General features: G+C 65.0%; 22 protein-coding genes. 12 read left to right on the top strand and 10 right to left on the bottom strand.

Annotated features, from left to right (window positions below):
* Window positions 1–26 precede the first annotated feature (26 nt).
* Both EB815_RS12470 and EB815_RS12465 read left to right on the top strand, forming a co-directional pair.
* Window positions 27–959, top strand: a complete 933-nt coding sequence (locus EB815_RS12470; RefSeq protein ID WP_056578508.1) for a 3-keto-5-aminohexanoate cleavage protein — start codon at window positions 27–29, stop codon at window positions 957–959.
* A 10-nt stretch (window positions 960–969) separates the two neighbouring features.
* Window positions 970–2028, top strand: coding sequence for an ABC transporter ATP-binding protein (locus EB815_RS12465; RefSeq protein WP_056578511.1), 1059 nt, complete (start codon window positions 970–972; stop codon window positions 2026–2028).
* Window positions 2029–2058: 30 nt separating this feature from the next.
* Here EB815_RS12465 and EB815_RS12460 read toward each other — a convergent pair whose 3' ends face one another.
* Together EB815_RS12460 and EB815_RS12455 are read right to left on the bottom strand one after the other, a co-directional pair.
* Window positions 2059–2358 carry an AzlD family protein gene (locus tag EB815_RS12460; RefSeq protein WP_056578513.1) on the bottom strand — a complete coding sequence of 100 codons (300 nt, stop codon included), beginning with the start codon at window positions 2356–2358 and terminating at the stop codon, window positions 2059–2061.
* Complete coding sequence (locus EB815_RS12455; protein ID WP_056578515.1) at window positions 2355–3089, bottom strand: AzlC family ABC transporter permease; 735 nt, start codon at window positions 3087–3089, stop codon at window positions 2355–2357. The genes EB815_RS12460 and EB815_RS12455 overlap by 4 nt, the downstream gene beginning before the upstream one ends.
* Window positions 3090–3259: 170 nt before the next feature.
* Between EB815_RS12455 and EB815_RS12450 the strand changes: the two genes are divergently transcribed.
* The gene (locus EB815_RS12450; protein WP_056578518.1) at window positions 3260–3718 is read left to right on the top strand and encodes an Lrp/AsnC family transcriptional regulator; all 459 of its coding nucleotides are present in this window, start codon (window positions 3260–3262) and stop codon (window positions 3716–3718) included.
* A 148-nt stretch (window positions 3719–3866) separates the two neighbouring features.
* On the top strand, window positions 3867–5069 hold the full coding sequence (locus EB815_RS12445; RefSeq protein ID WP_056578521.1) for an MFS transporter: 1203 nt from the start codon (window positions 3867–3869) through the stop codon (window positions 5067–5069).
* Between the two features lie 37 nt (window positions 5070–5106).
* Here EB815_RS12445 and EB815_RS12440 read toward each other — a convergent pair whose 3' ends face one another.
* Window positions 5107–6576: a PLP-dependent aminotransferase family protein gene (locus tag EB815_RS12440; protein WP_056578524.1), complete on the bottom strand. Its 1470-nt coding sequence runs from the start codon at window positions 6574–6576 to the stop codon at window positions 5107–5109.
* A gap of 106 nt (window positions 6577–6682) precedes the next feature.
* Between EB815_RS12440 and EB815_RS12435 the strand changes: the two genes are divergently transcribed.
* The 5 genes from EB815_RS12435 to EB815_RS12415 all read left to right on the top strand — a co-directional run bounded on the left by EB815_RS12435 (window position 6683) and on the right by EB815_RS12415 (window position 11708).
* Window positions 6683–7792 (top strand): Gfo/Idh/MocA family protein, encoded by a 1110-nt coding sequence (locus EB815_RS12435; RefSeq protein ID WP_244494153.1) that lies wholly within the window; start codon window positions 6683–6685, stop codon window positions 7790–7792.
* Window positions 7789–8688 carry a myo-inosose-2 dehydratase gene (gene iolE / locus EB815_RS12430; RefSeq protein WP_056578529.1) on the top strand — a complete coding sequence of 300 codons (900 nt, stop codon included), beginning with the start codon at window positions 7789–7791 and terminating at the stop codon, window positions 8686–8688. The genes EB815_RS12435 and iolE overlap by 4 nt, the downstream gene beginning before the upstream one ends.
* Before the next feature lie 113 nt (window positions 8689–8801).
* Window positions 8802–9758, top strand: coding sequence for a sugar ABC transporter substrate-binding protein (locus EB815_RS12425; RefSeq protein WP_056578532.1), 957 nt, complete (start codon window positions 8802–8804; stop codon window positions 9756–9758).
* Between the two features lie 58 nt (window positions 9759–9816).
* The gene (locus EB815_RS12420; protein WP_065005663.1) at window positions 9817–10914 is read left to right on the top strand and encodes an ABC transporter permease; all 1098 of its coding nucleotides are present in this window, start codon (window positions 9817–9819) and stop codon (window positions 10912–10914) included.
* Window positions 10914–11708: an ATP-binding cassette domain-containing protein gene (locus EB815_RS12415; RefSeq protein ID WP_056578537.1), complete on the top strand. Its 795-nt coding sequence runs from the start codon at window positions 10914–10916 to the stop codon at window positions 11706–11708. The genes EB815_RS12420 and EB815_RS12415 overlap by 1 nt, the downstream gene beginning before the upstream one ends.
* Before the next feature lie 109 nt (window positions 11709–11817).
* Here the strand turns inward: EB815_RS12415 and EB815_RS12410 are convergent, their stop codons facing one another.
* From EB815_RS12410 to EB815_RS12400, 3 genes are read right to left on the bottom strand one after another with little or no spacing between them, the layout of a single operon-like run.
* Window positions 11818–11961: a hypothetical protein gene (locus tag EB815_RS12410; RefSeq protein ID WP_196772395.1), complete on the bottom strand. Its 144-nt coding sequence runs from the start codon at window positions 11959–11961 to the stop codon at window positions 11818–11820.
* 14 nt (window positions 11962–11975) lie between these two features.
* The gene (locus EB815_RS12405; RefSeq protein ID WP_056578540.1) at window positions 11976–13085 is read right to left on the bottom strand and encodes a mandelate racemase/muconate lactonizing enzyme family protein; all 1110 of its coding nucleotides are present in this window, start codon (window positions 13083–13085) and stop codon (window positions 11976–11978) included.
* A gap of 19 nt (window positions 13086–13104) precedes the next feature.
* On the bottom strand, window positions 13105–15543 hold the full coding sequence (locus EB815_RS12400; RefSeq protein WP_056578542.1) for a GcvT family protein: 2439 nt from the start codon (window positions 15541–15543) through the stop codon (window positions 13105–13107).
* 203 nt (window positions 15544–15746) lie between these two features.
* Between EB815_RS12400 and EB815_RS12395 the strand changes: the two genes are divergently transcribed.
* Window positions 15747–16469, top strand: a complete 723-nt coding sequence (locus tag EB815_RS12395) for a Crp/Fnr family transcriptional regulator (RefSeq protein ID WP_320412016.1) — start codon at window positions 15747–15749, stop codon at window positions 16467–16469.
* Window positions 16470–16499: 30 nt separating this feature from the next.
* Here EB815_RS12395 and EB815_RS12390 read toward each other — a convergent pair whose 3' ends face one another.
* From EB815_RS12390 to EB815_RS12375, 4 genes are read right to left on the bottom strand one after another with little or no spacing between them, the layout of a single operon-like run.
* The gene (locus EB815_RS12390; protein WP_244494154.1) at window positions 16500–16943 is read right to left on the bottom strand and encodes a hemerythrin domain-containing protein; all 444 of its coding nucleotides are present in this window, start codon (window positions 16941–16943) and stop codon (window positions 16500–16502) included.
* Window positions 16944–16967: 24 nt separating this feature from the next.
* Entirely contained in the window at window positions 16968–17099 is a 132-nt protein-coding gene (gene cydX, locus EB815_RS12385; RefSeq protein WP_065005662.1) for a cytochrome bd-I oxidase subunit CydX, read from the bottom strand.
* 19 nt (window positions 17100–17118) lie between these two features.
* Complete coding sequence (gene cydB / locus EB815_RS12380) at window positions 17119–18273, bottom strand: cytochrome d ubiquinol oxidase subunit II (protein WP_056578547.1); 1155 nt, start codon at window positions 18271–18273, stop codon at window positions 17119–17121.
* A 15-nt stretch (window positions 18274–18288) separates the two neighbouring features.
* Complete coding sequence (locus EB815_RS12375; RefSeq protein ID WP_056578979.1) at window positions 18289–19860, bottom strand: cytochrome ubiquinol oxidase subunit I; 1572 nt, start codon at window positions 19858–19860, stop codon at window positions 18289–18291.
* 100 nt (window positions 19861–19960) lie between these two features.
* Here EB815_RS12375 and EB815_RS12370 point away from each other — a divergent pair, with 100 nt between their 5' ends.
* Entirely contained in the window at window positions 19961–21571 is a 1611-nt protein-coding gene (locus EB815_RS12370) for an ATP-binding cassette domain-containing protein (RefSeq protein WP_056578551.1), read from the top strand.
* Window positions 21568–23160, top strand: a complete 1593-nt coding sequence (locus EB815_RS12365; RefSeq protein WP_065005661.1) for an ATP-binding cassette domain-containing protein — start codon at window positions 21568–21570, stop codon at window positions 23158–23160. Before EB815_RS12370 ends, EB815_RS12365 begins: the two co-directional genes overlap by 4 nt.
* Window positions 23161–23310: the final 150 nt, after the last annotated feature.

The raw sequence follows: 23310 nt of genomic DNA, 5'->3' as shown, positions 1-23310 counted from the left end.
GGGCAAACAAGCGAGGATCCTTTCAAGTGGCGAACCAGAACAAGATCATCATCACCTGCGCGGTCACCGGGTCGATCCACACGCCGTCCATGTCGCCGCATCTGCCGGTCAGCGCACAGGAGATCGCCGACGCCGCGATCGGCGCGGCCGAGGCCGGTGCGGCCATCGTTCATCTGCATGCGCGCAATCCCGCCGATGGCCGGCCCGACCAGTCGACCGAGGCCTTCGCGCCCTTCCTGAAAGTGATCAAGCAGCGCTCCGACTGCGTGGTCAACATCACCACCGGCGGCGCGGCGACGATGAGCGTCGAGGAGCGGGTCAAGCCGGCGGCGACCTTCGCGCCGGAGGTTGCCTCGCTCAACATGGGCTCGATGAATTTCGGCCTCTATCCCATGCTCGAACGCTTCAAGACCTTCGAGCACGACTGGGAACGGCCCTATCTCGAAGGCTCGCGCGACCGCATCTTCCGCAACACCTTTGGCGACATCGAACACATCCTGCGCACCTGCGCGGAAAACGGCACGCGTTTCGAGATCGAATGTTATGACATCGGCCATCTCTACACGCTGGCCCATTTCGTCGAGCGCGGCCTGGTCAAGGCGCCGTTCTTCGTCCAGAGCGTGTTCGGCATATTGGGCGGCATCGGCACGCATCCGGAGGATGTCGCGCATATGAAGCGCACCGCCGACCGCCTGTTCGGACAGGACTACCGATGGTCGGTGCTGGGCGCTGGCCGCAGTCAGTTGCCGATCGCCACCCAGGCGATTGCGCTCGGCGGCAATGTGCGTGTCGGGCTGGAGGACTCGCTGTGGATCGGCAAGGGCCAACTGGCGAAATCCAACGCCGAGCAGGTGATGAAGGTGCGCCAGATCATCGAGGGTCTCGGCGCCTCGGTCGCCACCCCCGACGAGGCGCGGCAGATCTTGCAGCTCAAGGGCGGCGACAAGGTCTCTTTCTGAGGAACGACAAATGAGTGCGGTCACCATATCCGATGTCGAGAAGGCCTATGGCAAGGCGCGGGTCATCCACGGCGTGTCGGTTGATATCGCGTCGGGCGAATTCGTCATCCTGGTCGGCCCGTCCGGCTGCGGCAAGTCGACCTTGCTCAGGATGATCGCCGGGCTGGAAGACATCAGCGCCGGCGAAATCGCGCTCGACGGCAAAATCATCAACGACGTCGCGCCGAAATCGCGCGACATCGCCATGGTGTTCCAGAACTACGCGCTCTATCCACATATGACGGTGCGCGAGAACATGGCTTTCGCGCTGACCCTGAAGAAGACCGACAAGAGCGAGACCGACGCCAAGATCGCGCGCGCCGCGACGATCCTCGGGCTGCAGGATCTGCTGGACCGCTACCCGCGCCAGCTCTCCGGCGGCCAGCGCCAGCGTGTCGCCATGGGCCGCGCCATCGTGCGCGATCCCAAGGTCTTCCTGTTCGACGAGCCGCTCTCCAACCTCGACGCCAAGCTGCGTGTGCAGATGCGCACCGAAATCAAGGCGCTGCACCAGCGCCTGGGAACCACCATCGTCTATGTCACCCACGACCAGGTCGAAGCCATGACCATGGCCGACAAGATCGTCGTCATGAATGGCGGCATCGTCGAACAGGTCGGCGCCCCGCTCGATCTCTATGACCGGCCAGCCAATCTGTTCGTTGCCCAGTTCATCGGCTCGCCGTCGATGAACATCCTGCAGGGCCGCACGACGGCGGACGGCTTCACGGCCGGCGACGGCACCGTGTTTCCCTTGCCGGCGCTGGAACAGGGCGAAAGCGCTTCAGCCTGGGGCATCCGCCCTGAACATCTCAGGCTCGCCGATAGCGGCGTGCCGGCCGTGGTCGAAGTGGTCGAGCCGACCGGCTCTGAAACGCTGGTCATGGCCAGGGCCGGCAACAACACGCTGAGCGCGCTGTTGCGCGAGCGGATTCCCGTGATGCCTGGCCAGCAGGTTTTCCTGGCGCCGGACCTGACCCAATTGCATCTGTTCGACACCAAGGGTCGGCGCATCACGTCCACGGTCCAGTAGACGCAGGCGCCATGGCGGAGTTTGCCGGGGCTAGCCTATCAAATGCCTCAGCAGACCCGCCGAAGCGACCCCGGTCAACACGGTCGGCAGCATGGACAACCGCGTCGCGGCGACGAAGATGATCGCCAGCGCCAGAAGGTCGGCCGGGTTCCGCGACACGAAGGCAGGCGCGATGACCGAGATCAGCACGCAGCCCGGTGCCGCTTCCATCACCACCGTGGCGCGCGCGCTGAGCACGCGGTTGCGCAGCACGACATAGCCGCCGATCCGCGTGAGATAGGTGACGCCGGCCATCAGCACGATGGTGAGCAGGGTTGCCATGCCGATCATGCGTCACCTGCCATCAACCAGGCAGCAAGCAGCCCCGACACCGCGCCCGCCGCGACATACCAGGCGCCGGGAACGAGGAGATAGGCAAGGGCTGCGACGACGAGGCTGACCAGCCAGGGCCGCGCCGCCGCCACGTTTTTCCACATGCCGCGCATCAGCACCAGGAAGACGGCCGGAAACGCCATGTCGAAACCATAGGTCTCGACATGGCCGAGCATCGGGCCGAGCAAGGCGCCCAGCGTGGTGAAGGCCACCCAGGTCAGATACATCGCCAGGGCCGCGCCCATGTAGTAGCGGGGGCTGAAGGCCGGAGTGATGCCCGCCGCGGCACGCCGTTTGGCGTCGGCCAGGCCCAGCGCCCAGCTTTCGTCGCACAGGAAGAACAGCGCCGGAAACACCTTGCCCCGCGGCAGGTCGCGCAGGAACGGCGCGAGCGCCGCCCCCATCAGCAGATGCCGGCTGTTGACCAGGAAGGTGATGGCGACGATGAGAAGGATATGCGGCGGTGACGTCCACAACTGGATCGCCGCGAATTCCGAGCCGCCGGCGAAATTCAGCCCGGTCATCATGGACAATTCGACCGGGCTCAGTCCTCTCTGGGTCGCTTGGGCGCCAAGCACCAGCGCATAGGGAATGGTGCCGAACAGCACCGGCGCGCAGGATGCCACGCCGCGGCGGAACTCTGACCCCGAACCATCGCCCGCCGCTTCGACTGCCTGTGAAATGCTCATGGCTTGCCATCGGCCGGCCTCGCGGCCGCCGCTTCCCTGGGTTCGAACTCTCATGATACCGGCGGCAAATGTACCCACATTTCTCCGCAATTTGGTTGCGAAGATTGTTGTATGTCGTTCAATTTTGGCATCTGATGTCACGCGTGGCCAATAAAATGGAATTGTGAGCCATGAAGCTGGATGACATCGACAAACGCATCCTGCGCGCGCTGCAGCGCGACGGCCGCATGGCCAACAACGATCTGGCCAACGAGGTCGGCCTGTCGCCCTCGCCTTGCCTGAGGCGCGTCAAGCTGCTGGAGGAAGCCGGCGTCATCGACCGCTATGTCGCCGTGCTCAACCCGGCCAGCATCGGCAAGGGCCTCACCTTCTTCACCCGCATCTGGCTGAAGGCACAGGACGAGGACACGATCGAGCATTTCGCCACCGAAGTGGCCAAGCTGCCCCAGGTCATGGAATGCTACCTGATGCTGGGTGACTGCGACGCCATGGTGCGCATCGTGGCGGCTAGCATCGACGACTACCGCCGCTTCCAGTCGGAGCATCTGAGCCGCATCAAGGGCGTCCAGAACGTCAAGACCGACGTCCCCAGCCAGACGATCAAATACACGCTGGAACTGCCGATCTGACAGCGCCCGCAAGGCGCGGGGGCAGCTGGAAAACAGCGCCATTCCAAACTGGATAAAAAATGCAACCAGATTGTAGGATCGGCCTCGACGGAAGCGTCCTTCGGACGCAAGCAGCGCTCGGCGCTGCGCTCTGGCATGGGAGATTTGCATGAACCTTTCCTATCGTTGGGTCATCGTCGCGGCAGGCGCGCTGATGTCCTGTGTCGCCATCGGCACGATGTTTTCGCTGGCGATCTTTCTTGAGCCGATGGCGCTCGACACGCAGTGGTCGCGCGCCGGCATATCAAGCGCCATGACGCTCAACTTCCTGGTGATGGGCCTTGGCGGCTTCGCCTGGGGTGCCCTTTCGGACCGCTTCGGCGCCCGTCTCGTCGTGTCGATCGGTGCCGTGCTGCTCGGGCTGGCGCTGGTACTGGCCAGCCGCGCCGGCTCGCTCCTGACCTTCCAGATCACCTATGGCGTCCTCGTCGGACTTGCCGCCAGCGCTTTCTTCGCGCCGATGATCGCGCTGACCACGGGCTGGTTCGACACCCACCGCGGCCTCGCGGTTTCGCTGGTCTCCGCCGGCATGGGCGTCGCCCCGATGACGATCTCGCCCTTCGCCCGCTGGCTCATCTCGGCCTATGAGTGGCGCGCCGCCATGTTCGATATCGGCATCATGGCCTGGGTGCTGTTGCTGCCGGCGGTGCTGTTGGTGCGCCAGCCGCCCAAGCCCGCTATTGCCGACGCGGCTTCCGCGCCGGTCGCCGAGGGTGCGGGCATGAGCGTCGGCCAGGCGCTGCGCTCGCCGCAGTTCATCGTGCTCGGGCTGACCTTTTTCGCCTGCTGCGCGGCCCATTCCGGCCCGATCTTCCATATGGTGAGCTATGCCATGCTGTGCGGCGTCGCGCCCATGGCGGCGGTCACGATCTACAGTGTCGAGGGTCTCGCCGGCCTGGGCGGCAGGCTTCTCTACGGCGTGCTGGCCGACCGGATGGGCGTCAAGCCGGTGCTGGTCGCCGGCCTCGCGATCCAGGCAATCGTCATCGCCGCCTATCTAACGGTCAGCCAGCTCGACCAGTTCTATATGCTGGCCGTCATCTTCGGCGCCACCTATGGCGGCGTCATGCCGCTCTATGCCGTGCTGGCGCGCGAATATTTCGGCCAGCGTATCCTCGGCACCGTGTTCGGCGCCGCCACCATGCTGTCCAGCCTCGGCATGGCCTTGGGACCGCTCGCCGGCGGCATGATATTCGACGCCTACGCCAGCTATCACTGGCTTTTCATCGGCTCGGCCCTGATCGGGCTCGGAGCGGCGGGCATAGCGATAGCCTTTCCGCCGCTGCCGCGACGGGAATTGCAGGCGGCGTAGGAGCCGCTGTCTTCGAAACAACGAACGATCCCGGTTTTCAGCCGAGATCGTTCATTCGCGAAAAATGGCTTTGCAGCGCGGTGCGAAACTTCTGCATCGTCTTTTCGGTCGTCTGCGCATCGGCCGCCGCGAAGCCCATGACAAGACCGTTCTGCTCCGTGCCATGGCGGTACTGGATCGACAACGCCGAGACGTTGATGCCTTGCTGGAGGGCCGCCTCGGCAACGGCCCTGTCGCTGCATCTGCCGCGGAAAATCCCGACGACCTGGATGCCGGATTCGGTCGTGTGGAAATCCAGCCATTCCCCGAGATGCCTTTGCGCGCTTTCCAGGAAGAACTGCCGCCTCTCCGCGTAGAGACGCCGCATGCGCCTGAGATGGCGGGTGAAATGCCCCTCATTCATGAAATCCGCGAGCGCGGCCTGGGTCAGCAACGGGGCGAACTGGCCGCTGACGCTCAGCGCCGAGACGATCGTGTGATCGATCGCCTTGGGCGCCACCATGAAGCCGAGGCGCATGGCCGGGAAAAGGATTTTGGCGAAGGTCCCGACATACACCACCCGGTTTGACGCGCCGATGCCTTGCAGGGCCGGGATAGGTTGTCCCTGAAACCGATACTCGCCGTCATAGTCGTCCTCGATGATCCACGAGCGCCAGGTCTCGGCCATATGCAGCAGATTGAGCCGCTGTTCCATCGGCATGGTTATGCCGAGCGGGTGATGGCAAGAGGGTGTCACGAAAATCATGCGCGGAATGACAGGCGGCGGATCGAGGTTCCAGCCTGCATTGCTGACGCGCAGCGGCGCCAGTTTCGCCCCGGCCGAGACAAAGGCTGAACCGGCGCCATAATAGCCCGGCTCCTCCATCCACACCGTGTCGCCCTCATCGATCAGCAACCGGGCCAGCAGATCGAAGGCCGACTGGGCGCCATTGGTCACCACGATCTGCTCGGCGGTGCACTTCACCCCGCGCGAGGCGGTGAGGTAGCGTGCTATCGCCTCGCAAAGCGGCGGATAGCCTTTGACGTGATAGGTGCCGAAAAGATCGATATGCGCGAATTTGGCGCGGCGGCTGAGCAGTTTGGACCAGGTGTTGAACGGGAAATTGTCCGGATCCGGCATGCCGGGATGAAAGGCGAGCATGCCCGGCCGGCCATGATGATAGGGTTGGGCGAGCATCGTCTGCCCGCGCAGCGATAACGGATTGGCGTCCTCGACAGACACATGTTCCGCTGCCGCTGAACGGGTCGGCAGGTCCATGACCACCGAAGGCCTGCGTGGCCGTATGGCCAGGTAGCCCTCCAGCGCGAGCTGGTCGCAAGCGGCAATCACCGTGTTGCGCCCCACATTCAGATCCCGTGCCATGACCCGTGTCGAGGGCAGCGCATGGCCGCTCGGCAGCACGCGCCGTTCGATCAGGCCGCGCAACTGGACATAGAGCTGCCGGTGCAGATTGACGGGACCGTCGCGATCCAGGGCGATGCCGTCGATGGGAAAACTGGTCTTCATCTGGTTCCTGAAAATCAATGGAATCTGGTTCTAACAATGGAACCAAAGGCGTCCTAGGCTCAAGAAAAAAGCGTTCGGATTCAGATGGGGCTGGCCGATGCAGTGCATGAAAGTGGGAGTGATCGGGGCGGGTGGCGTCGCCCAGGTCGAGCACATACCGAATCTGCTCAAGTTGCACCGGCAGTTCAAGATCGTTGGCGTCTACGATCCGTCGCGCAAGGTCCGTGCCTTCGTCGGCGAGGAATTCGGCCTCGAGACATTCCCTGATCTCGACGCGCTTCTCGCGATGCCGCTCGATGCCGTGGTCATCGCCTCGCCGGACGCGCTGCACCGCGAACAGACTCTCGCCGCCTTCGCCCGCGGGCTGCATGTCTTCTGCGAAAAGCCGCTTTGCTACGGCGCCGCGGACATCGACGAATTGATCGCCGCCAGGGATCGCGCCGGAAAGGTGCTCCAGGTCGGCTACATGAAGCGTTTCGACCCGAGCTACGAGGCGGCGCTGAAAATGCTGCCGGGCACGGCGCGGACGCTTCGCTACATTTCGGTCGAGGTCAACGATCCCGACGCCTGGCCCTTCATCCGGCACACCTCCACTCGCCGGGGTGACGACGTCGCGGAGGGGTTGGTTGCCTCGACCGAAGCCAAGCAGCGCGAGCAGGTGGAGCGCGCGGTGCCCGGCATCGATCATCCCGACGCCTTTCGCGGCTTTGTCGGCGCCTATTGTTCCTCGATCGTCCATGACGTGAACGCCGTCCATGGGCTGCTCGATGCGCTCGGCGTCGCCGATGGCGAAATTGTCGGCGCCTCGCTTTTCGCCAGAGGCGAAGGCGGCCAGGGCACTGTCCGGCTGCTCGACGGCCAGGCGCTGTGGACCATGGCGCATGTCGCCATTCCGAGGCTGCCCGACTATCGCGAGCGCATCACGCTCTACTTCGACGACGCCTCGCTCGAGCTGGAATTCCCCTCGCCCTACCTCAACCACCAGCCGACGCGGCTGACGGTTCGCACCGGCAGCGGCCACACGCTTTCCAGCGCGGACATCCGCAGTGGCTACCAGGAGGCGTTCGTCGAGGAATTGAAAGGCTTCTGGTCGGCGATCGTCGAAGGCACGCCCGTGCGCAACACCGCCGAGCATGCCCGTCGCGACATGACGCTGCTGGCCGGCCTCGCCCGCCATCACCTTGCCCAGTCTAAGCAATCAGGAGTTCGCCCGTGAAGGTTCGCATCGGCATCAATCCGATCACCTGGACCAATGACGACGTGCCGGAACTCGGCGGCGACACGCCGCTGGAGGTGTGTCTGGCAGAAACCAGGCAGGCCGGCTATTCCGGCACCGAACTTGGCGGCAAGTTTCCGCGCCGGTCGTCCGAACTGAAGCCGATCATGCAGCGCCATGGCCTTGCGGTGGTTTCCGGCTGGTATGATGGCCGCTGCGACGAAAAGGACGTCGGCGCGGAGATGGATGCGATCACGCCGCATCTCCAGCTTTTGAAGGATATGGGCTCGACTCATGTTGTCTATGCCGACACCTCGCGCGGGCGCCACAACGCCATCTGGGGGCCGATCTCGCAGCGCCCGGTCCTCAGCGCGGAGGAATGGCCGGCCTATGGCCGCAAGCTGACGGCACTCGCTGAACGGATGGCGGATTTCGGCGTGCGCATGGCCTTTCACCACCATATGGGGACCATCGTCGAGACCGATGCCGAAGTGGCCCTCTTGATGCGCCACACCGGCCAAGCGGTCGGCCTGCTCTACGACACCGGCCATTCGATCTTTTCGGGCGGCGACCCGCTGGCCCTGATCAAGGCGCAGGTCAAACGCGTCGTGCATGTGCATTGCAAGGACACCCGCAAGGCCGTGCTCGAGCGTGCCCGCGCCAGGGACATGAGTTTCATGGGCGCGGTCATGGAAGGGATCTTCACCGTTCCCGGCGACGGCTCCATCGACTATCCCACTATTTTGCGCGTGCTGGCCGACAATGGTTACAGCGGCTGGCTGGTCGTCGAGGCCGAGCAGGATCCCAGCAGGGCGATCCCACTGACCTATGCGACAATGGGCTTCCAGAACCTGTTGCGCATGGCGAAGGAAGCCGGATTTACCGTCATTGAATGATTGGGGCCGCGTGCGGCCCCCAGGGAACCAGTGCTGAGGAATGGAACTGGAATAAAGGGGCAACTGGAACCGCCGACCGTAATTGCGGCGGCGGAAAACAAACAGGAGGTTCTATGTTTTCGCTTGCGAAATTAGTAAAGCCTGCGCTTGGCCTGCTGGCCGGCTTCACGATGATGGCGGCGGCCACGACCCTTGCGGCCGCCGATGAGACGCGCGTGGTGTTCGTCACCCATGGCCAGAGCGGCGACCCCTACTGGTCGGTGGTCAAGAACGGCATGGACGATGCCGCCAAGACCCTGGGCGTCAAGGCCGAATACCTGGCGCCCGAAACCTTCGACATGGCCAAGATGGCGCAGATGATCGACGCCATCACGGCTTCGAAGCCCGACGGCATGGTTGTCTCGATCCCCGACGCGGCCGCCCTTTCGACGCCGGTCAAGAACGCGGTCGCCGCCGGCATCCCGGTGATCGTCATCGATTCCGGCGGCTCGAAGCTCACCCATGACCTTGGCGGCCTGCTGTTCATGGGGCAGGATGAATTCCAGGCGGGTGTCATGGCCGGAGAGCGCATCAAGGCGCTCGGGCTCACCAAGGCGGTCTGCGCCAACCATGAGGTCGGCAATTCGAGCCTTGACGACCGCTGCGCCGGCTTTGCCAAGGGTCTGGGGGTCGACGTCCCCGTGATGAACGGCGTCATCGACCCGACCGAAATGAAGAACCGCGTGATCGCCTACATGACCGCTCATGCCGACACACAGTTCATCCTCGCCGTCGGCGCCAGCGGCGCCGAGCCAACGCTGGCCGCCCTTGATGAAATGGGCCTCTCGGGCAAGGTGAAGACCGGCACGTTCGATCTCTCCCCCACGATCCTGCAGGCCGTCGTCGCCGGCAAGATGGAATGGGGCATCGACGCCCAGCAATATGCCATGGGCTACATCCCGGTCGCCATGTTCGACCTCTGGAAGAAGTACAAGATCATGCCGATCGCCGACTATCCGACCGGCCCCGGCTTCGTCACCAAGGACACCGCCGCCTCGGTTATCGAGCTGTCGAAACTCGGCAAGCGCTGACATTGGCGGCCGGGGCTTCGCTCCGGCCGCTTTTACTAGCTGAAGGGCAAAAGCAGTCATGGTTTCAGAGATTCGCGACGAGCGGGTCCGGTCGGTCTCACGCCTGAGCCGCCTGTTGAGCAGGCCGGAACTTGGCGCGGCGGCCGGCACCGTGCTGGTCTTCGTGTTCTTCGCCGTCACGGCGGGAAGCTCGGGACTTTTCAGTGCCAAGGGCATCGTCAACTTCCTCGAAGTCTCGGCCCAGCTTGGCATTCTCGCCGCACCCGTGGCCCTGCTGATGATCGCCGGCGAGTTCGACCTGTCGGTTGGCTCGATGATAGGCTTTGCCGGCATCCTCATCGCCATCCCTTCGGTGTTCTGGGGCTGGCCGATCTGGCTTTCGCTGCTGTTCACCTTTGCCGTCTGCGGTGGCATCGGCGCGTTGAACGGGCTCGCCGTCGTCAGGACCGGCCTCCCGTCCTTCATCGTGACGCTCGGAAGCCTGTTCATGCTGCGTGGCCTCACGCTCGGCCTCACGCGCGGCATCTCAGGCCGAACCCAGGTGTCGGGCGTGCACGAGCTGGCGTTGCACGATCCGCTCAACAGCCTGTTCTCGGGGCAGGTGTTCTCCGGCCTGATCGCCTGGCTTTCCGACATCGGCCTGATCGGCAAGCGGGCGGACGGCCTGCCGTCCATATCAGGCATTCCGGTGTCGATCGTGTGGTGGATCGTGCTGACACTGGCCTGCACCTGGCTGCTGACGCGCAGCCGCTTCGGCAACTGGATCTTCGCCGCCGGCGGAGAAGCCAATGCCGCGCGCGATCTCGGCGTGCCGGTGGCGCGCACCAAGATCACGCTGTTCGTCATGACCGCCCTCGCGGCAGCCCTGTTCGCGGCGATCCAGGTGCTGGTCACCGGCTCGGCCGACACGCTGCGCGGCACGCAGAAGGAATTTGAGGCCATCATTGCCGTCGTCATCGGCGGCACGCTGCTCACCGGCGGCTATGGATCGGCCATCGGCGCCATGTTCGGCGCCCTGATCTTCGGCGTGGTGCAGATGGGCATCTTCTACACCGGCATCGATACGGACTGGTTCAAGCTGTTCATGGGCGCCATGATGGTCATCGCGGTGCTGTTCAACAGCTATGTACGCAACCGCGCCATGAGGAGCCGGTGATGGCCGAGCCCTATGTCGAACTGAAATCGGTGAGCAAATATTTCGGCTCGGTCGTCGCACTCAAGGACGTGTCTTTCGATGTCTGTCCCGGCGAGGTGCATTGCCTGCTCGGCGACAACGGCGCCGGCAAGTCGACGCTGATCAAGACGCTATCGGGCGTCTACACGCCGGACGAAGGCGAAATCCGCGTCCAGGGCAAGCCGACACGGTTCGCCTCGCCCGCCGATACCCGCGACAGCGGCATCGCCACGGTCTACCAGGACCTGGCGCTGGTGCCGCTGATGAGCGTGGCGCGCAACTTCTTCCTCGGGCGCGAGCCGATGCGCAAGTTCGGGCCGATCAGCCAGTTCGACAGCGACTTCGCCAACCGCACCGCCCATGACGAGATGTCGGCCATGGGGATCCAGCTGCGTGATCCCGAACAGCCCGTCGGCACGCTGTCGGGCGGCGAACGGCAATGCCTGGCCATTGCGCGTGCCGTCTATTTCGGCGCCAAGGTGCTGATCCTCGACGAGCCGACATCGGCGCTGGGCGTCCATCAGGCATCCGTGGTCCTGAAGCTCATCGTCCAGTCCAAGGCGCGCGGCATCGGCGTCATCTTCATTTCCCACAACGTCCATCACGCCTATGTCGTGGGCGACCGCTTCACGCTCTTGAAGCGCGGTCGGAGCACCGGCACCTACGCCAAGGGCGAAATCGACCGCGATCAGCTGCTCAATCTGATGGCCGGCGGCAAGGAACTGGTGGACCTGGAACAGGAATTGGCAAAATCGGCCAAGAACGGCCCGGCTTGAGGCGCGGCGCGCCTTTGCCGGCAACGAAACGCGCCGCCAAACAAGCACTCACGCGGGCGAAGGCGCGCATGGCTGCCTTGCCGCTCGAGGCAGCCATTGGCGCCAGGCATCAGGCGCGGATGCGACGAAAAAGCGTTTCCACAATCACGTCGAAACGTTCCGGGTCATCAAACGCCCGGGCCGCAGGCATGGCTCCGTATACGGTCGCCATGAATGCTTGTGCCTCGATGTCGGGGGATGCCTCGATATGCACCGCCCCTGCTCTGATCAGGCTCCGTATGTGGCGATCGGCTGGCCGAACATGCCGGGCTCGGGCTTCACGCCCAGGCCTGGCCGCTGCGGCACGGCGATATGCCCCTCGCGGATGACAATCGGATTGCCAGGGTCGAAATGCCCGTCGATATACTCTTGGGCGATCCATGCGCCTTCCATCCGGCGCGGCTCGACGGTCGCCGCGAGATGAACGCAGGCCGCCGCGATGATGTCGCCTCCCCAGGCATCGTCGCAGCTGTGCGGCAGCGAGCGGATGGCGCAAAGGTCGCGCACGGTCGTCATCTTGGTGAGGCCGCCAAGGCGGGTGACCTTGAAGCCGAAACCATCCGCGATGCCCAGCGAGATCGCCCGCAGCACCACGTTCTGGTCCTCGGTGCTCTCGTCGAGATAGACCGGATGTGTGACGCGACCCTTCAGCGTCGCGACCTCGTCCATGGTGTTGCAGGGCTGTTCTAGGACGAAAGGGATCGCCTGGCAGAGCCTGTCGAGATGGATTGCCGCGGCCGCCGTCAGGCCTCTGTTGCCGTCCACAGCGATGCGCGCCTTGTAGCCGACCGCCTCCCAGACCTTGTGGACAGTGGCCACGTCCTCTTCGAGATTACGCCCCGAAATCTTGACCTGCAGACGCGGATAGCCTGCCTTCACCTTGTCGGCCGCGATCCTGGCCGTTTCATCCGGCGGGCCGACGATCAGCGAATAGTAGGCCGGTACGCGATCCGTGAGCGCGCCGCCCAGAAGCGTCGACACGGGCACGCCGAGCTTCTGGCCGAGGAGGTCGAGAAAGGCCATGTCGAACGCGGCCTTGGCGTAGCCATGCCCGTTCAGGCGCTCGTCCATCCGCTTCGCCAGAAGCCTGATCGAGGCAATCTCCGCGCCGATCAGGCCTGGGGCAATTTCGGCGATCGCGGCGCGGGCGCCGAGCGCGTGATGCGGCTGGTAGATCGGTCCGATCGGGCAGGTCTCGCCCCAGCCGGTCAGGCCGTCATCCGTCACGATCTCGACCAGGGTACTGTCCAGCGACTTTACGTCGTCGCTGGCCATGCGATAGGCGCCGCCCTTGACGGGCAGCCGCGCCGTGTAGACGTTGATCCGGTCGATGCGCATCTTCTCTCGGCCCTTGCGATCAGCCGCGCGCCCTGGCCGAGCTGGGATCGTAGGGCGAGTCCGCGATCACCTCGGCGACCTTCCATTCGCCCAGGATCGCCACGTCGAGCTTGGTGCCGGGCTTGCCGAGGCGCTCGGGCAACAGCGCCAGCGCCACGTCATGCCCGAGCGTATAGCCATAGCCGCCCGATGTGATGCGCCCGAGGAGTTCGCCATCGATGTAGAGGCCCTCGTTGGCAAGCGTGCTGGCGCCGTCGGTCTCTATCCTGAGCGTCACCGACCGGCGCTGGTCGTTACGATCCTTGTATTTCAGCACCGCCTCGCGGCCGACGAAATCGCCCTTGTCGAGGCGGATGAACCGCTCGAGCCCGCTCTCCAGCGCGTTGAGCTCGGGATTCATGTCCCGGTACATGGCGCGGTAGGATTTCTCCAGCCGCAGCGATTCCAGCGCATGCAGCCCGACGAGCCGCATGCCGTGTTTCTCACCTTGCTTCAGGATCGCGTCGAGCAATTGCCGCTGGTAGGCCATGGGATGATAGAGCTCCCATCCGAGCTCGCCTTCGTAGTTGACGCGCAGCAGCCGCACGTCGCTGGCAAGCGCCACGCTGCCGGTCTTCACGCCGAACCAGGGAAAGGCGGCGTTCGACAGGTCGATCTCGGTCAGCGGCTGCAGCACATCTCGCGCGTTCGGCCCGACGACCGTGAAGCAGCCGCGCTCATTGGTGACGTTCTTCAAGCTGACACCGCCCTCGGCGGGGAGCAGTTTTGAGAGGTCGTCGAAATTCCAGCGCTCCGCGCGCGGCGTCGAGATGAGATAGAAGCCGTCGTCGGCGAGGCGCGCCACCATGTATTCCGCCTGCACCCCGCCCGCGGGGGTGAGGTGATGCGCCAGAACAGCCTTGCCGACTGCTGGCAGGCGGTTGGCAAGGATCCTGTCGAGCCAGGCGGCCGCGTTTGCTCCCGAGACCTCGAACTTGGTCATCGGCGTCATCTCGACCAGGCCAACGGCATTGCGCACGGCCTGGACTTCCTCGCCGACGAAAACGCCCTTGGCGGTCCAGCGCCAGCTATACTGGTCCTTGGCCTCGACGCCCTTGGGCGCGAACCAGTTGGGCATCTCCCAGCCGTTGAGCACGCCCCAGACCGCGCCCAACTCGCTCAGCCGCGCGTAGGATGGCGCAGTCTTCTGCGGCCGGGCGGCAGGCATGTCCTGTCCGGGATATTTCTGCTCCGCATGCGTGCCCCAGGCTTCGCGGACTTTCTCGCGCGTCCAGGCCTTGTTGGCGTAGTCGCCGAAGCGGCGAGGATCCAAATCCGAGGTGTCGAGGCTGTTGCCGCCTTCGACGATCCGCTCCGACAGATAGTAGCCGATCGTGCCGCCCCACAGGATGCCGCCCGGCACGCCCTCGGCCAGCCACACATTGGGCAGGCCCCAGGCCGGTCCCATCAGCGGAAGCTCGTCCGCCGTCATCTGGAAGGGGCCGCGGACATTGGCCTTGATGCCGGCTCGTCCCAGTGACGGCACAAGTTGCGTTGCCTGCTCCCAGTTCCATGATACCGCCTCGAAATCCTCTTCGACGAGGTCCGCGCCGAACCAGGTGGGAACGCCATCCTCGGCAAACAGCTTGAGGTGTTCGGTCCGCTCATAGGGCCCGAACATGAAGCCGTCGCCCTCCTCGCGCAGATAGCCCTCAAAACCCTCGTCGCGCAGGATCGGCATTTCGGGACGTCCCTGCTTTTTGCGCTCCACGACCTCCGGCACCGGCTCGGTGATCCAGTACTGGTGCAGGATCGGAATGGCGGGGATCTCGAGGCCGAGCAGCGCGCCGGTCTGGCGCGCGTAATTGCCGGTCGCGCAGACCACATGCTCGCAGGTGATGTCGCCCTTGTTCGTCTGGACCCGCCATTCGCCGCCGGCGGTCCGCTGGAAGCCGGTGACCTCCGTGTTCAGATAGATCTTGGCGCCCAGATCCCGCGCGCCCTTGGCCATGGCATGGGTCACGTCGGCCGGCGCGATATGGCCGTCGTCTGGATGATAGAGCGCGCCGAGCATGTGCTTGTTGTCGAGAAGCGGGCACAGCGCCCTCGCCTCCGCCGGCGACAGCAGATGCGCCCGCATGCCCTGAACGTCGGCGACGCTCATATAGCTCTTGTATTCGTCGAGCCGGTCCCTGGAATTGGCGATGCGCAGCTGGCCGCATTTGTGCCATCCGACTGGCTGCCCGGTCTCGGCCTCCAGCCCCTCATAGATCTCGATGGTCTTGTTGATCATCCGGCCGACATTGATGTTGCGGGCGTAGGACGGGACGAGGCCCGCCGCATGCCAGGTCGAGCCGGCCGTCAACTGGGTGCGTTCGAGCAGTGCGACGTCGGTCCAGCCGCGTTTGGCAAGACCGTACAGGATACCCGCGCCGACGCATCCGCCGCCAACAATCACCACCCGCGCATGTGTCTGCATCGATCCACCAAATCCCTGGCATTTTCAACGAACCATCGTCGAGGCTACAGGCGGCGAAAGCCCCTGTAACGTCTTCAAAAACTGGGGATCATGATAAGCTGGATTTATGCAGCTGGGCCCTTTCGGCAGCGCATATGCGCCGTCGCTAAAGTCCTCCCCCACGCGTTGCCCCTGCCGGCTGGTAACACTATAGATGGACCATCGTGCGCGAAGACATTCACACGACGGGCATTCCTGTTCTCTGCGTTTCATGCGAAGCGCGGCATCGCGGCATTTGCGGCGCCCTCAACCCCGATCAGCTTGTCGCCCTGTCCAAGTCGACGAAACGGCACAGGGCGGAGACAGGCAAGGAATTGATGAGCGACTGCGGAAGCGTCGACCGGTTCTCCAACGTTCTTTCCGGTGTCGTGAAACTCACCAAGACGCTGTCCGACGGCCGCCAGCAGATCGTCGGCCTGCAATTCGCTCCCGATTTTCTGGGCAGGCCTTTCCAGGCCGAGAGCACATTGACCGCGGAAGCCGCGACCAATGTCGAGCTGTGCTCTTTTCCGCGCCAGACGCTGGAGCGGATGATGAAGGAGCAACCCGACCTCGAGCATCGGGTGCTCGAACAGAAATTGCGCGAACTGGACCAGGCGCGCGACTGGATGGTGGCGCTCGGCCGCAAGACCGCCGCCGAGAAGATCGCGAGCTTCCTGTTGATGATCGCGCGCAACATAGATCCGGCCGCCGGCCCGGAACACCGCGTCACCGCTTTCGACCTGCCGCTGTCGCGCGCCGAAATCGCGGATTTCCTCGGCCTGACCATCGAAACGGTGAGCCGGCAATTGACCAGGCTGCGGGGCGACAACGTCATTCGCATCGACAACAACCGTCACATTGTCGTCGGCGACCTCGCGCGCCTGGCAGCGCGTTCCGGGGACTGATCGCCAACCAGACGCGATGCGATGAAGCGCTCAGCGCTGCCCGAGAATCCCCGGCAGCACATGGTCGCGCTCGAAGGCGATATGGCGCCGCATGGATTCGAACAGCGCGCGCAGCATGTAGCCGAGCGCCTCGGGGTTCTCGATGGGCCTCCCGTGGCCATGCGCAAGCAGGACCTCACTGAGATCAGCCGCCGCGCAGTCGTCCTCCAGATGCTCCACCTTGAGCCGCGCGACGATGTCTTCCCCGCACTGGAGCCGCGCGAAGGCGGGGAAGACAGTCTCTTCCTCGAAGCGATGGCACTCTCGCAGCACCGGCAACAGATCGGCCGCCACGGCAAGGCACTGGAAGCGGTCGACGCGCGACGGCAGATCGTCGGCGATGCCTTCAAGCATGTGACAGAGCGCAAGCATCCGCACATGCGCCCGCTTCATGTCCGCCGGCCCGCGCAGCGGTCCGAGATTAGACTCGTTCATGATGCCTCCTCCGCCACGGCGGGCTCAAGGCGTGGGCAGGGCGACGGTGTCCTCGGCGGGCTCCTCGCGGACGGTGCGCAGTTCGTACCAGAGCGCATTGAGGATGCCGACGGAGGCGGCCAGTCCGAGGCCGAGGATCCAGGCAAAATACCACATGGTCAAAACTCCGGTTGAATCAATAGGCCGACGAGCCGGCTTTCTCGACGCTCTTCTCGCCGACCTTGCCCCACAGCACGCTGTAGACCCACGCGGTGTAGGCAAGGATCAGCGGCAGGAAGATCACCGTGGCGATCAGCATGTTGCGCAGCGTGGCGCGGCTCGAAGAGGCATCGAACACGGTCAGCGAATGGCTGGGATTGCTGCTCGACGGCAGAAGGATGGGGAACATGGCAAGCCCCACCGTCGCGATGATCATCGCAACGCCGAACTGCGAGGCAAGGAAGGTCCAGCCTTCACGCCGGGCCCGGAAGCCGATGGCCGCCAGCAGCGGTGCGACGACACCGAGCGCCGGCACGATCCACAGCAGCGGATGAGCATGGAAATTCGCCAGCCAGGCACCGCTGTCCGCCGACACCGTCTTGAGCAGCGGATTGGACGGCCCGTCCCACACGATCGGCGAGGTCACGCGGTAGCCGCCGAGCAGGCCGAGCCAGACCAGCACGCCACCGCCGGCAAAGAGCAGCGAAGTGATGACAGCGGACCTGGCGCCGACCGCGCGCGCTCGGTCCCCGACGATGCCTTCCGCCTTGAACGCGAGCCAGGCCGCGCCGTGGGTTATCAGCATGGCGACCGAGACGAGGCCGCAATAGAGCGCGAGCGGGTTGAGCAGGCCGAACAGGCTGCCTTCATAGATGGGGCGCAGATCCGGTGTGAAATGGAACGGCACGCCCTGCAGCGTGTTGCCGAGGGCGACGCCGAAGATGAGCGCCGGCACCGCGCCACCGACGAAGAGCGCCCAGTCCCAGCGGCTGCGCCAGGCGGGATCGGGCCGCTTCGAGCGATACTTGAACGCAACGGGGCGCAGGATCAGCGCCAGAAGCACCAGGAACATGGCAAGGTAGAAACCTGAAAAGCTCAGCGCGTAGAGGGCCGGCCACGCCGCGAAGATGGCGCCGCCGCCCAGGATGAACCACACCTGGTTGCCTTCCCAGACCGGGCCGATTGTGTTGATCGCTACACGCCGTTCGGCATCGGTCCTTGCAACGAAGGGCAGCAGCGCGCCCACGCCCATGTCGAAACCGTCGGTCGTGGCGAAACCTATCAGGAGGATGCCGAGCAGGATCCACCAGATCACGCGCAGCGTTTCATAGTCGAAGAGAAAGTCGATCATCGTCGTGATCCTTTTTCACTCTGCGGGTTGCAGTGCGGGGTCGGCGTTCGGGCGCAGGTCATCGATGACCCTGGCGATCTCGGGCCCCTTGCGGATTGCGGCCAGCATCAGCTTGACCTCGATGATGGCGAGCACGCCGTAGACGAGCGTGAAGCCGGAGATGGTGAGCGCCAGGTCGGTGACGCCAAGCTCGGATGTGGCGAGGAAGGTCGGCAGCACGCCATCGATGATCCAGGGCTGGCGTCCGAACTCCGCCACGAACCAGCCGACCTCGATGGCGATCCAGGGCAGCGGCATGGCGATGAGCGCGGCACGAAAGAGCCAGCGTGGCGCTTCGGTCTCCCGTGTGGTGTGCCACAGCGACACCGCGAACAGCGCGGCGAGCACGAAACCGCAGGCCACCATCAGCCGGAAGCCGAAGAACAGCAGCGGCACGTAAGGCACGGTCGACCAGGCGGCATCCTTGATCTGCTGCTCGCTCGCCTGCCTCGGATCCGGCAGGTACCGCTTGAGCAGCAGCGCGTAGCCGAGATCCCCGGAGCTGGCATCGAAGGCGGCGCGGGCGGCGGTATCGGTGCGATCCGACTTGATCTTCTCCAGCGCGTCATAGGCGGCGATACCGTTGCGGATGCGCATTTCGGCATGGGCGACCAGTTCGTCGATGCCGGCGATCTGCCTGTCGATCGAGCGTGTGCCGATGATGCCCATCACCCACGGGATGCGGATGGCGAAATGCGTCTCGCGGTCGCTTTGGCTGGGAATGCCGAATGCCGTGAATGACGCCGGCGCGGGCTCCGTCTCCCACATGGCCTCGATGGCCGCGAGCTTCATTTTCTGGTTGTCGGTCAGCGCATAGCCGCTTTCGTCGCCGAGCACGATCACCGAGAGTGACGAGGCCAGGCCGAAGGCCGAGGCAATGACGAAAGAGCGCTTGGCGAGCTGGACATGGCGCCCGCGCAGCAGGTACCAGGCCGAAACGCCGAGCACGAAGGTGGCAGCGCAGACATAGCCGGCCGAAACGGTGTGCACGAACTTCGCCTGCGCCACCGGATTGAAGATCACCGCCATGAAGTCGGTGACCTCCATGCGCATCGTGTCCGGGTTGAAGGCCGAGCCGACCGGATTCTGCATCCAGCCATTGGCGATCAGGATCCAGAGCGCGGAGAAATTGGTGCCAAGCGCCATCAACCAGGTCACGATCATATGCGCGCGGGCCGACAGCCTGTCCCAGCCGAAGAAGAAGAGCCCGACAAAGGTGGCTTCGAGGAAGAAAGCCATCAGGCCCTCGATGGCGAGCGGCGCGCCGAACACGTCGCCGACATAGTGCGAATAGTAGGCCCAGTTCATGCCGAACTGGAATTCCATGGTGATGCCGGTGGCGACGCCGAGGGCGAAATTGATGCCGAACAGCACGCCCCAGAACTTGGTCATGTCGCGCCAGATGGTGCGACGGGTCATGACATAGACGGTCTCCATCATGGCGATCAGGATGGAGAGGCCAAGCGTCAGCGGCACGAACAGGAAATGGTAGAGGGCTGTCAGCGCGAACTGCAGCCGGGATAGGTCAACGAGGAGAAAGTCGGGCATGGGAGCATCCTTTTTGGACACCCGCTCATAACGCGCCGCGAACATCCGCGGCTTGATCTGGATCATTTCGTTTCATCATTGCGTGTGCGAGAGCCGGGGCATGAAAACGTCAGCTGTTCCCGCACCGGATCCGAAGGGCATCCCCTCCGGCCCCGCCCCTTTCCAGGCACTGTCGATCGCCGAACGGCTGGCAAGGCGCGGCTTGCGTCGGCTGCTCGTCCTGCAAGTCGCGCGCACCGGGCTGCGCCTCGGCTTCGCCGCGTCGGCGGCGATCGCCACCGGACGGCTGGTGATGGGCGATCCCGTCGATCCATGGCCGGCCGCGGCTGTGATCGTGCTTCTCGCTTCTGTGTGCCTCGCCGGGCTCGCCTCAGACAGGGCGCAGGCATCGGCCGAAACCGCCGTGTCGGTAGGGTTGCGCGGGGCTGCGGGCGAGCGCCTGGACGACATGCCGGCGCGACAACTGCAATCGCTGTCGGTCGGCGGCGTCATCGTCTCGATGCAGCGACATCCCGAGGCGGTGGCCGGCCTTGTCGTCGGCCATCGCGCGGCCAGCAGGATGATGGGTGCCGCACCGGTGCTTGCGGCCATCGCACTTTTCCTCGTTTCCTGGCAGGCTGCGCTGCTGGTCGTGTGCCTGACGCCGGTGATGATCCTGTTCCTCGCGCTGGTGGGCGATGCCATCCGCCGGCGCGCCGACGCCCAGGAACACGCCTTCGGCCGGTTGGCGGGCCAGTTCGCCGACCGCATCCGCACGCTGCCCACGATCCTCGCCAACCACGCGATGGCTACCGAGGACGCCAAGCTGGCCCGACGCCTCGAAACCTATGCGGACAACACCATGAGCGTGCTGCGCATCGCTTTCATCAATGCCGGCATCATCGACTTCTTCGCATCGCTGTCGATCGCCATCCTCGCCGTCTTCCTCGGCCTTGGCCATCTGAAGCTCGCGATGATTCCTGGCTTCTCCAACCTCGCGCTCTGGCAGAGCCTGTTCATCCTGATGATCGCGCCGGAATATTTCGCACCCTTCCGGCGCTTTTCGGAACAGTATCATGCCAAGGCGGAAGGCCTAGCCGCGGCGGCCGCACTTGACCGGCTGCTCGATGCCGAGCCGGTCGGGGCAAAGGCCTTGCCGGTTCTCGACCGCCTGTCCCTGGCGTTGCCGGAACAGGGCCTCGTCGCCATTGTCGGCCCGAGCGGATCAGGCAAGTCGACATTGCTGCGCCGACTGGCCGGGCTCGAACCAGGCGGAGCGCTCGACGCCGATGCACTCGCCGGCCGGGAAATCGCCTGGGTTTCCACCGACAGCTACGTGCCCGAGGGAACGCTTGCCGAGGCCCTTTCATGGAGTATCGACGTGCCGGCCGGGGACAACCTCAAGGCAGCCGCCGGCGCGATCGGCCTGGTCAACGATGCGCTGTTGCCCGGCGGCCTCGAAGCCAGGCTGGACAGGGGCGGAGCCAATCTTTCCGGTGGGCAACGACTGCGCATCGCGATCGCCCGCGCGCAGCTTTCCGGCCGGATCGTACTGGCCGATGAACCCACGGCAAAGCTCGACCGCCAGACGGCCGAAGCGGTGCGGCGCATGCTGCTTGCGATCTCGCGATCGCGGCTTGTCGTCGTGGCCACCCATGACCGCGATCTCGCCGCCGCCGCGGACATGACGGTCGATCTCACCCCCAACGATGCCATCGAGGTGGCGGCATGAACACTCTCCTTCAATCCTCGAGCCGGAAGTCGTGGCGGCTGGCTACGGGCTTTGCCTTCTCGGCACTCTGCTGCGGCGTATTGCTCGGCGGTGTTTCCGCCTGGCTGTTGGGATCGGTGGCGATCGCCGGCCTTTCCGCCACCGCCTTCACCTTCAACTTCCACATACCGGCCGCGCTGATCAGGCTGTTCGCGGTGGGCCGCACGGCCGCCCGCTATGGCGAGCGGCTGGCCGGCCACAAGGCAGCACTCGCGGACCAGGTCGCGCATCGCGTCGAACTTTTCGCCGCGATGGCGGCGGCGCCCGCCGTGCGCCGGGCCGGGTGGCAGCTCGGCGATGACGCAAGGCTGGCCGACTATCTCGATGATGTCGAGGATCTCGACTACGCCCGGCTGCGTGCCGGCCTGCCGGCGCTGACGCTGGCCTGCGGCCTCGCCGTCCTCATCGCCGGTTCGGCGGTGCTCGTACCGCCCTCGCTTCTACCGATCCTGCTTCTGCTGCTCGCCATCCTGTTCGCGGGGAACCGGGTGGCCAAGGCTGGCGCCATGGCATGGGAGCGCGCCAGGTCGATGCGTCGCGGGGGCGCAGGCAGGCTTGGCACGGCCATGGCGTCAGCCGTTCCGCTCAAGGCCGAGGGTGCCTGGCGCCACGAGTGTGGCGAGGCGCTTGCCGCACTCTCCCGCGCGGATGGCGAGATGCTTGCCCTTCGCCGCCTGCAGGCCGGGCTCGACACGCTCTGCGCCGCCCTCGGTCCGATCGGCGGCATAAGCGTGATGGCGGCTGCCTGGTATGCCGGCCGGCAAGGCACGGAGCTTCTCCTGCCAATGCTGCTCGCGTTCTCATGGTTGGCGCTGGGCGAAGCGCTGAACGGCGCGTCGCGCATGCTCGTGGCCGTGCTTCGCCGCAATGCCGCCCGGGCCGAGATCGGCAGGTGGACCGAGGCCGCTTCGGCGGACAGGCAAGCGCACATGCCGACCGAACCGCGCCAACTGCGCAACGGCGCCCTGCAGCGCCGCGCGCCGGACGACCGTCCCATTGGTGCGCCGGTCGCGCTGACACTTGAAAGAGGTCGGCCGACGGTGTTCGTCGGCGCCAGCGGCTCGGGCAAGACCAGCCTGCTCAAGCAGGTCGCCGGCTGGATCGGCGAGGATGGATTTGCCGCCGGCGACCGCATCCTGTCGGCAGGCGAGCGGCGGGCACTCTCGGCACTGGTGCTCCATGATGCTGTCATCATGGAGGACACTGTGCGCGCCAACCTCTTCGTCGGCAACGCACCGGACGCGGCCCTGTGGCGCGCGCTGGAAATCGTCGAGATGGACCGGCGAATCCGTGAGGCAGGCGGGCTGGATACCTGGATCAGGCAGGACCGGTTTTCGCTCGGCGAGGTGCAGCGCATCAACCTCGCGCGCGCCTGGCTGTCCGCCATGCCGCTGGTGCTGCTCGACGAGCCGACGGAGCATCTCGACGACGAGCAGGGCGAGCGCATCCTGGAGCGGCTGCTCGCCCAGCTGAGCGACCGGATCGTCGTCATTTCCACCCATCGCGCGTTCCCGCTTCGCGACACGGGAACCATCGAGCTGAAACCTTGAACCCGGGTTTCGTGGCGAGGACCATCGCCTCGCATTTTCGACACCTGTCTGGCCTCGGGCAATGCGGTTTGAGTGGGACAAGGCGTTACCGAGGTTTGCTCCGCGAGCAAGCCTCGCGACAAGCTTGGCCGCGCCGGCATTTGCCGCCTC

It is taken from the genome of Mesorhizobium loti (genome assembly GCF_013170705.1).
Classification (GTDB): domain Bacteria; phylum Pseudomonadota; class Alphaproteobacteria; order Rhizobiales; family Rhizobiaceae; genus Mesorhizobium; species Mesorhizobium loti_D.
This window is presented reverse-complemented; position numbering and strand designations above follow the sequence as displayed.

Coding starts and splice junctions, on each gene's coding strand:
- EB815_RS12465 (WP_056578511.1), top strand. CDS start 970: ATGAGTGCGGTCACCATATCCGATGTCGAGAAGGCCTATGGCAAGGCG.
- EB815_RS12460 (WP_056578513.1), bottom strand. CDS start 2,358: ATGATCGGCATGGCAACCCTGCTCACCATCGTGCTGATGGCCGGCGTC.
- EB815_RS12455 (WP_056578515.1), bottom strand. CDS start 3,089: ATGAGCATTTCACAGGCAGTCGAAGCGGCGGGCGATGGTTCGGGGTCA.
- EB815_RS12450 (WP_056578518.1), top strand. CDS start 3,260: ATGAAGCTGGATGACATCGACAAACGCATCCTGCGCGCGCTGCAGCGC.
- EB815_RS12445 (WP_056578521.1), top strand. CDS start 3,867: ATGAACCTTTCCTATCGTTGGGTCATCGTCGCGGCAGGCGCGCTGATG.
- EB815_RS12440 (WP_056578524.1), bottom strand. CDS start 6,576: ATGAAGACCAGTTTTCCCATCGACGGCATCGCCCTGGATCGCGACGGT.
- EB815_RS12435 (WP_244494153.1), top strand. CDS start 6,683: ATGAAAGTGGGAGTGATCGGGGCGGGTGGCGTCGCCCAGGTCGAGCAC.
- EB815_RS12425 (WP_056578532.1), top strand. CDS start 8,802: ATGTTTTCGCTTGCGAAATTAGTAAAGCCTGCGCTTGGCCTGCTGGCC.
- EB815_RS12420 (WP_065005663.1), top strand. CDS start 9,817: ATGGTTTCAGAGATTCGCGACGAGCGGGTCCGGTCGGTCTCACGCCTG.
- EB815_RS12415 (WP_056578537.1), top strand. CDS start 10,914: ATGGCCGAGCCCTATGTCGAACTGAAATCGGTGAGCAAATATTTCGGC.
- EB815_RS12405 (WP_056578540.1), bottom strand. CDS start 13,085: ATGCGCATCGACCGGATCAACGTCTACACGGCGCGGCTGCCCGTCAAG.
- EB815_RS12400 (WP_056578542.1), bottom strand. CDS start 15,543: ATGCAGACACATGCGCGGGTGGTGATTGTTGGCGGCGGATGCGTCGGC.
- EB815_RS12390 (WP_244494154.1), bottom strand. CDS start 16,943: ATGAACGAGTCTAATCTCGGACCGCTGCGCGGGCCGGCGGACATGAAG.
- cydX (WP_065005662.1), bottom strand. CDS start 17,099: ATGTGGTATTTTGCCTGGATCCTCGGCCTCGGACTGGCCGCCTCCGTC.
- cydB (WP_056578547.1), bottom strand. CDS start 18,273: ATGATCGACTTTCTCTTCGACTATGAAACGCTGCGCGTGATCTGGTGG.
- EB815_RS12375 (WP_056578979.1), bottom strand. CDS start 19,860: ATGCCCGACTTTCTCCTCGTTGACCTATCCCGGCTGCAGTTCGCGCTG.
- EB815_RS12370 (WP_056578551.1), top strand. CDS start 19,961: ATGAAAACGTCAGCTGTTCCCGCACCGGATCCGAAGGGCATCCCCTCC.
- EB815_RS12365 (WP_065005661.1), top strand. CDS start 21,568: ATGAACACTCTCCTTCAATCCTCGAGCCGGAAGTCGTGGCGGCTGGCT.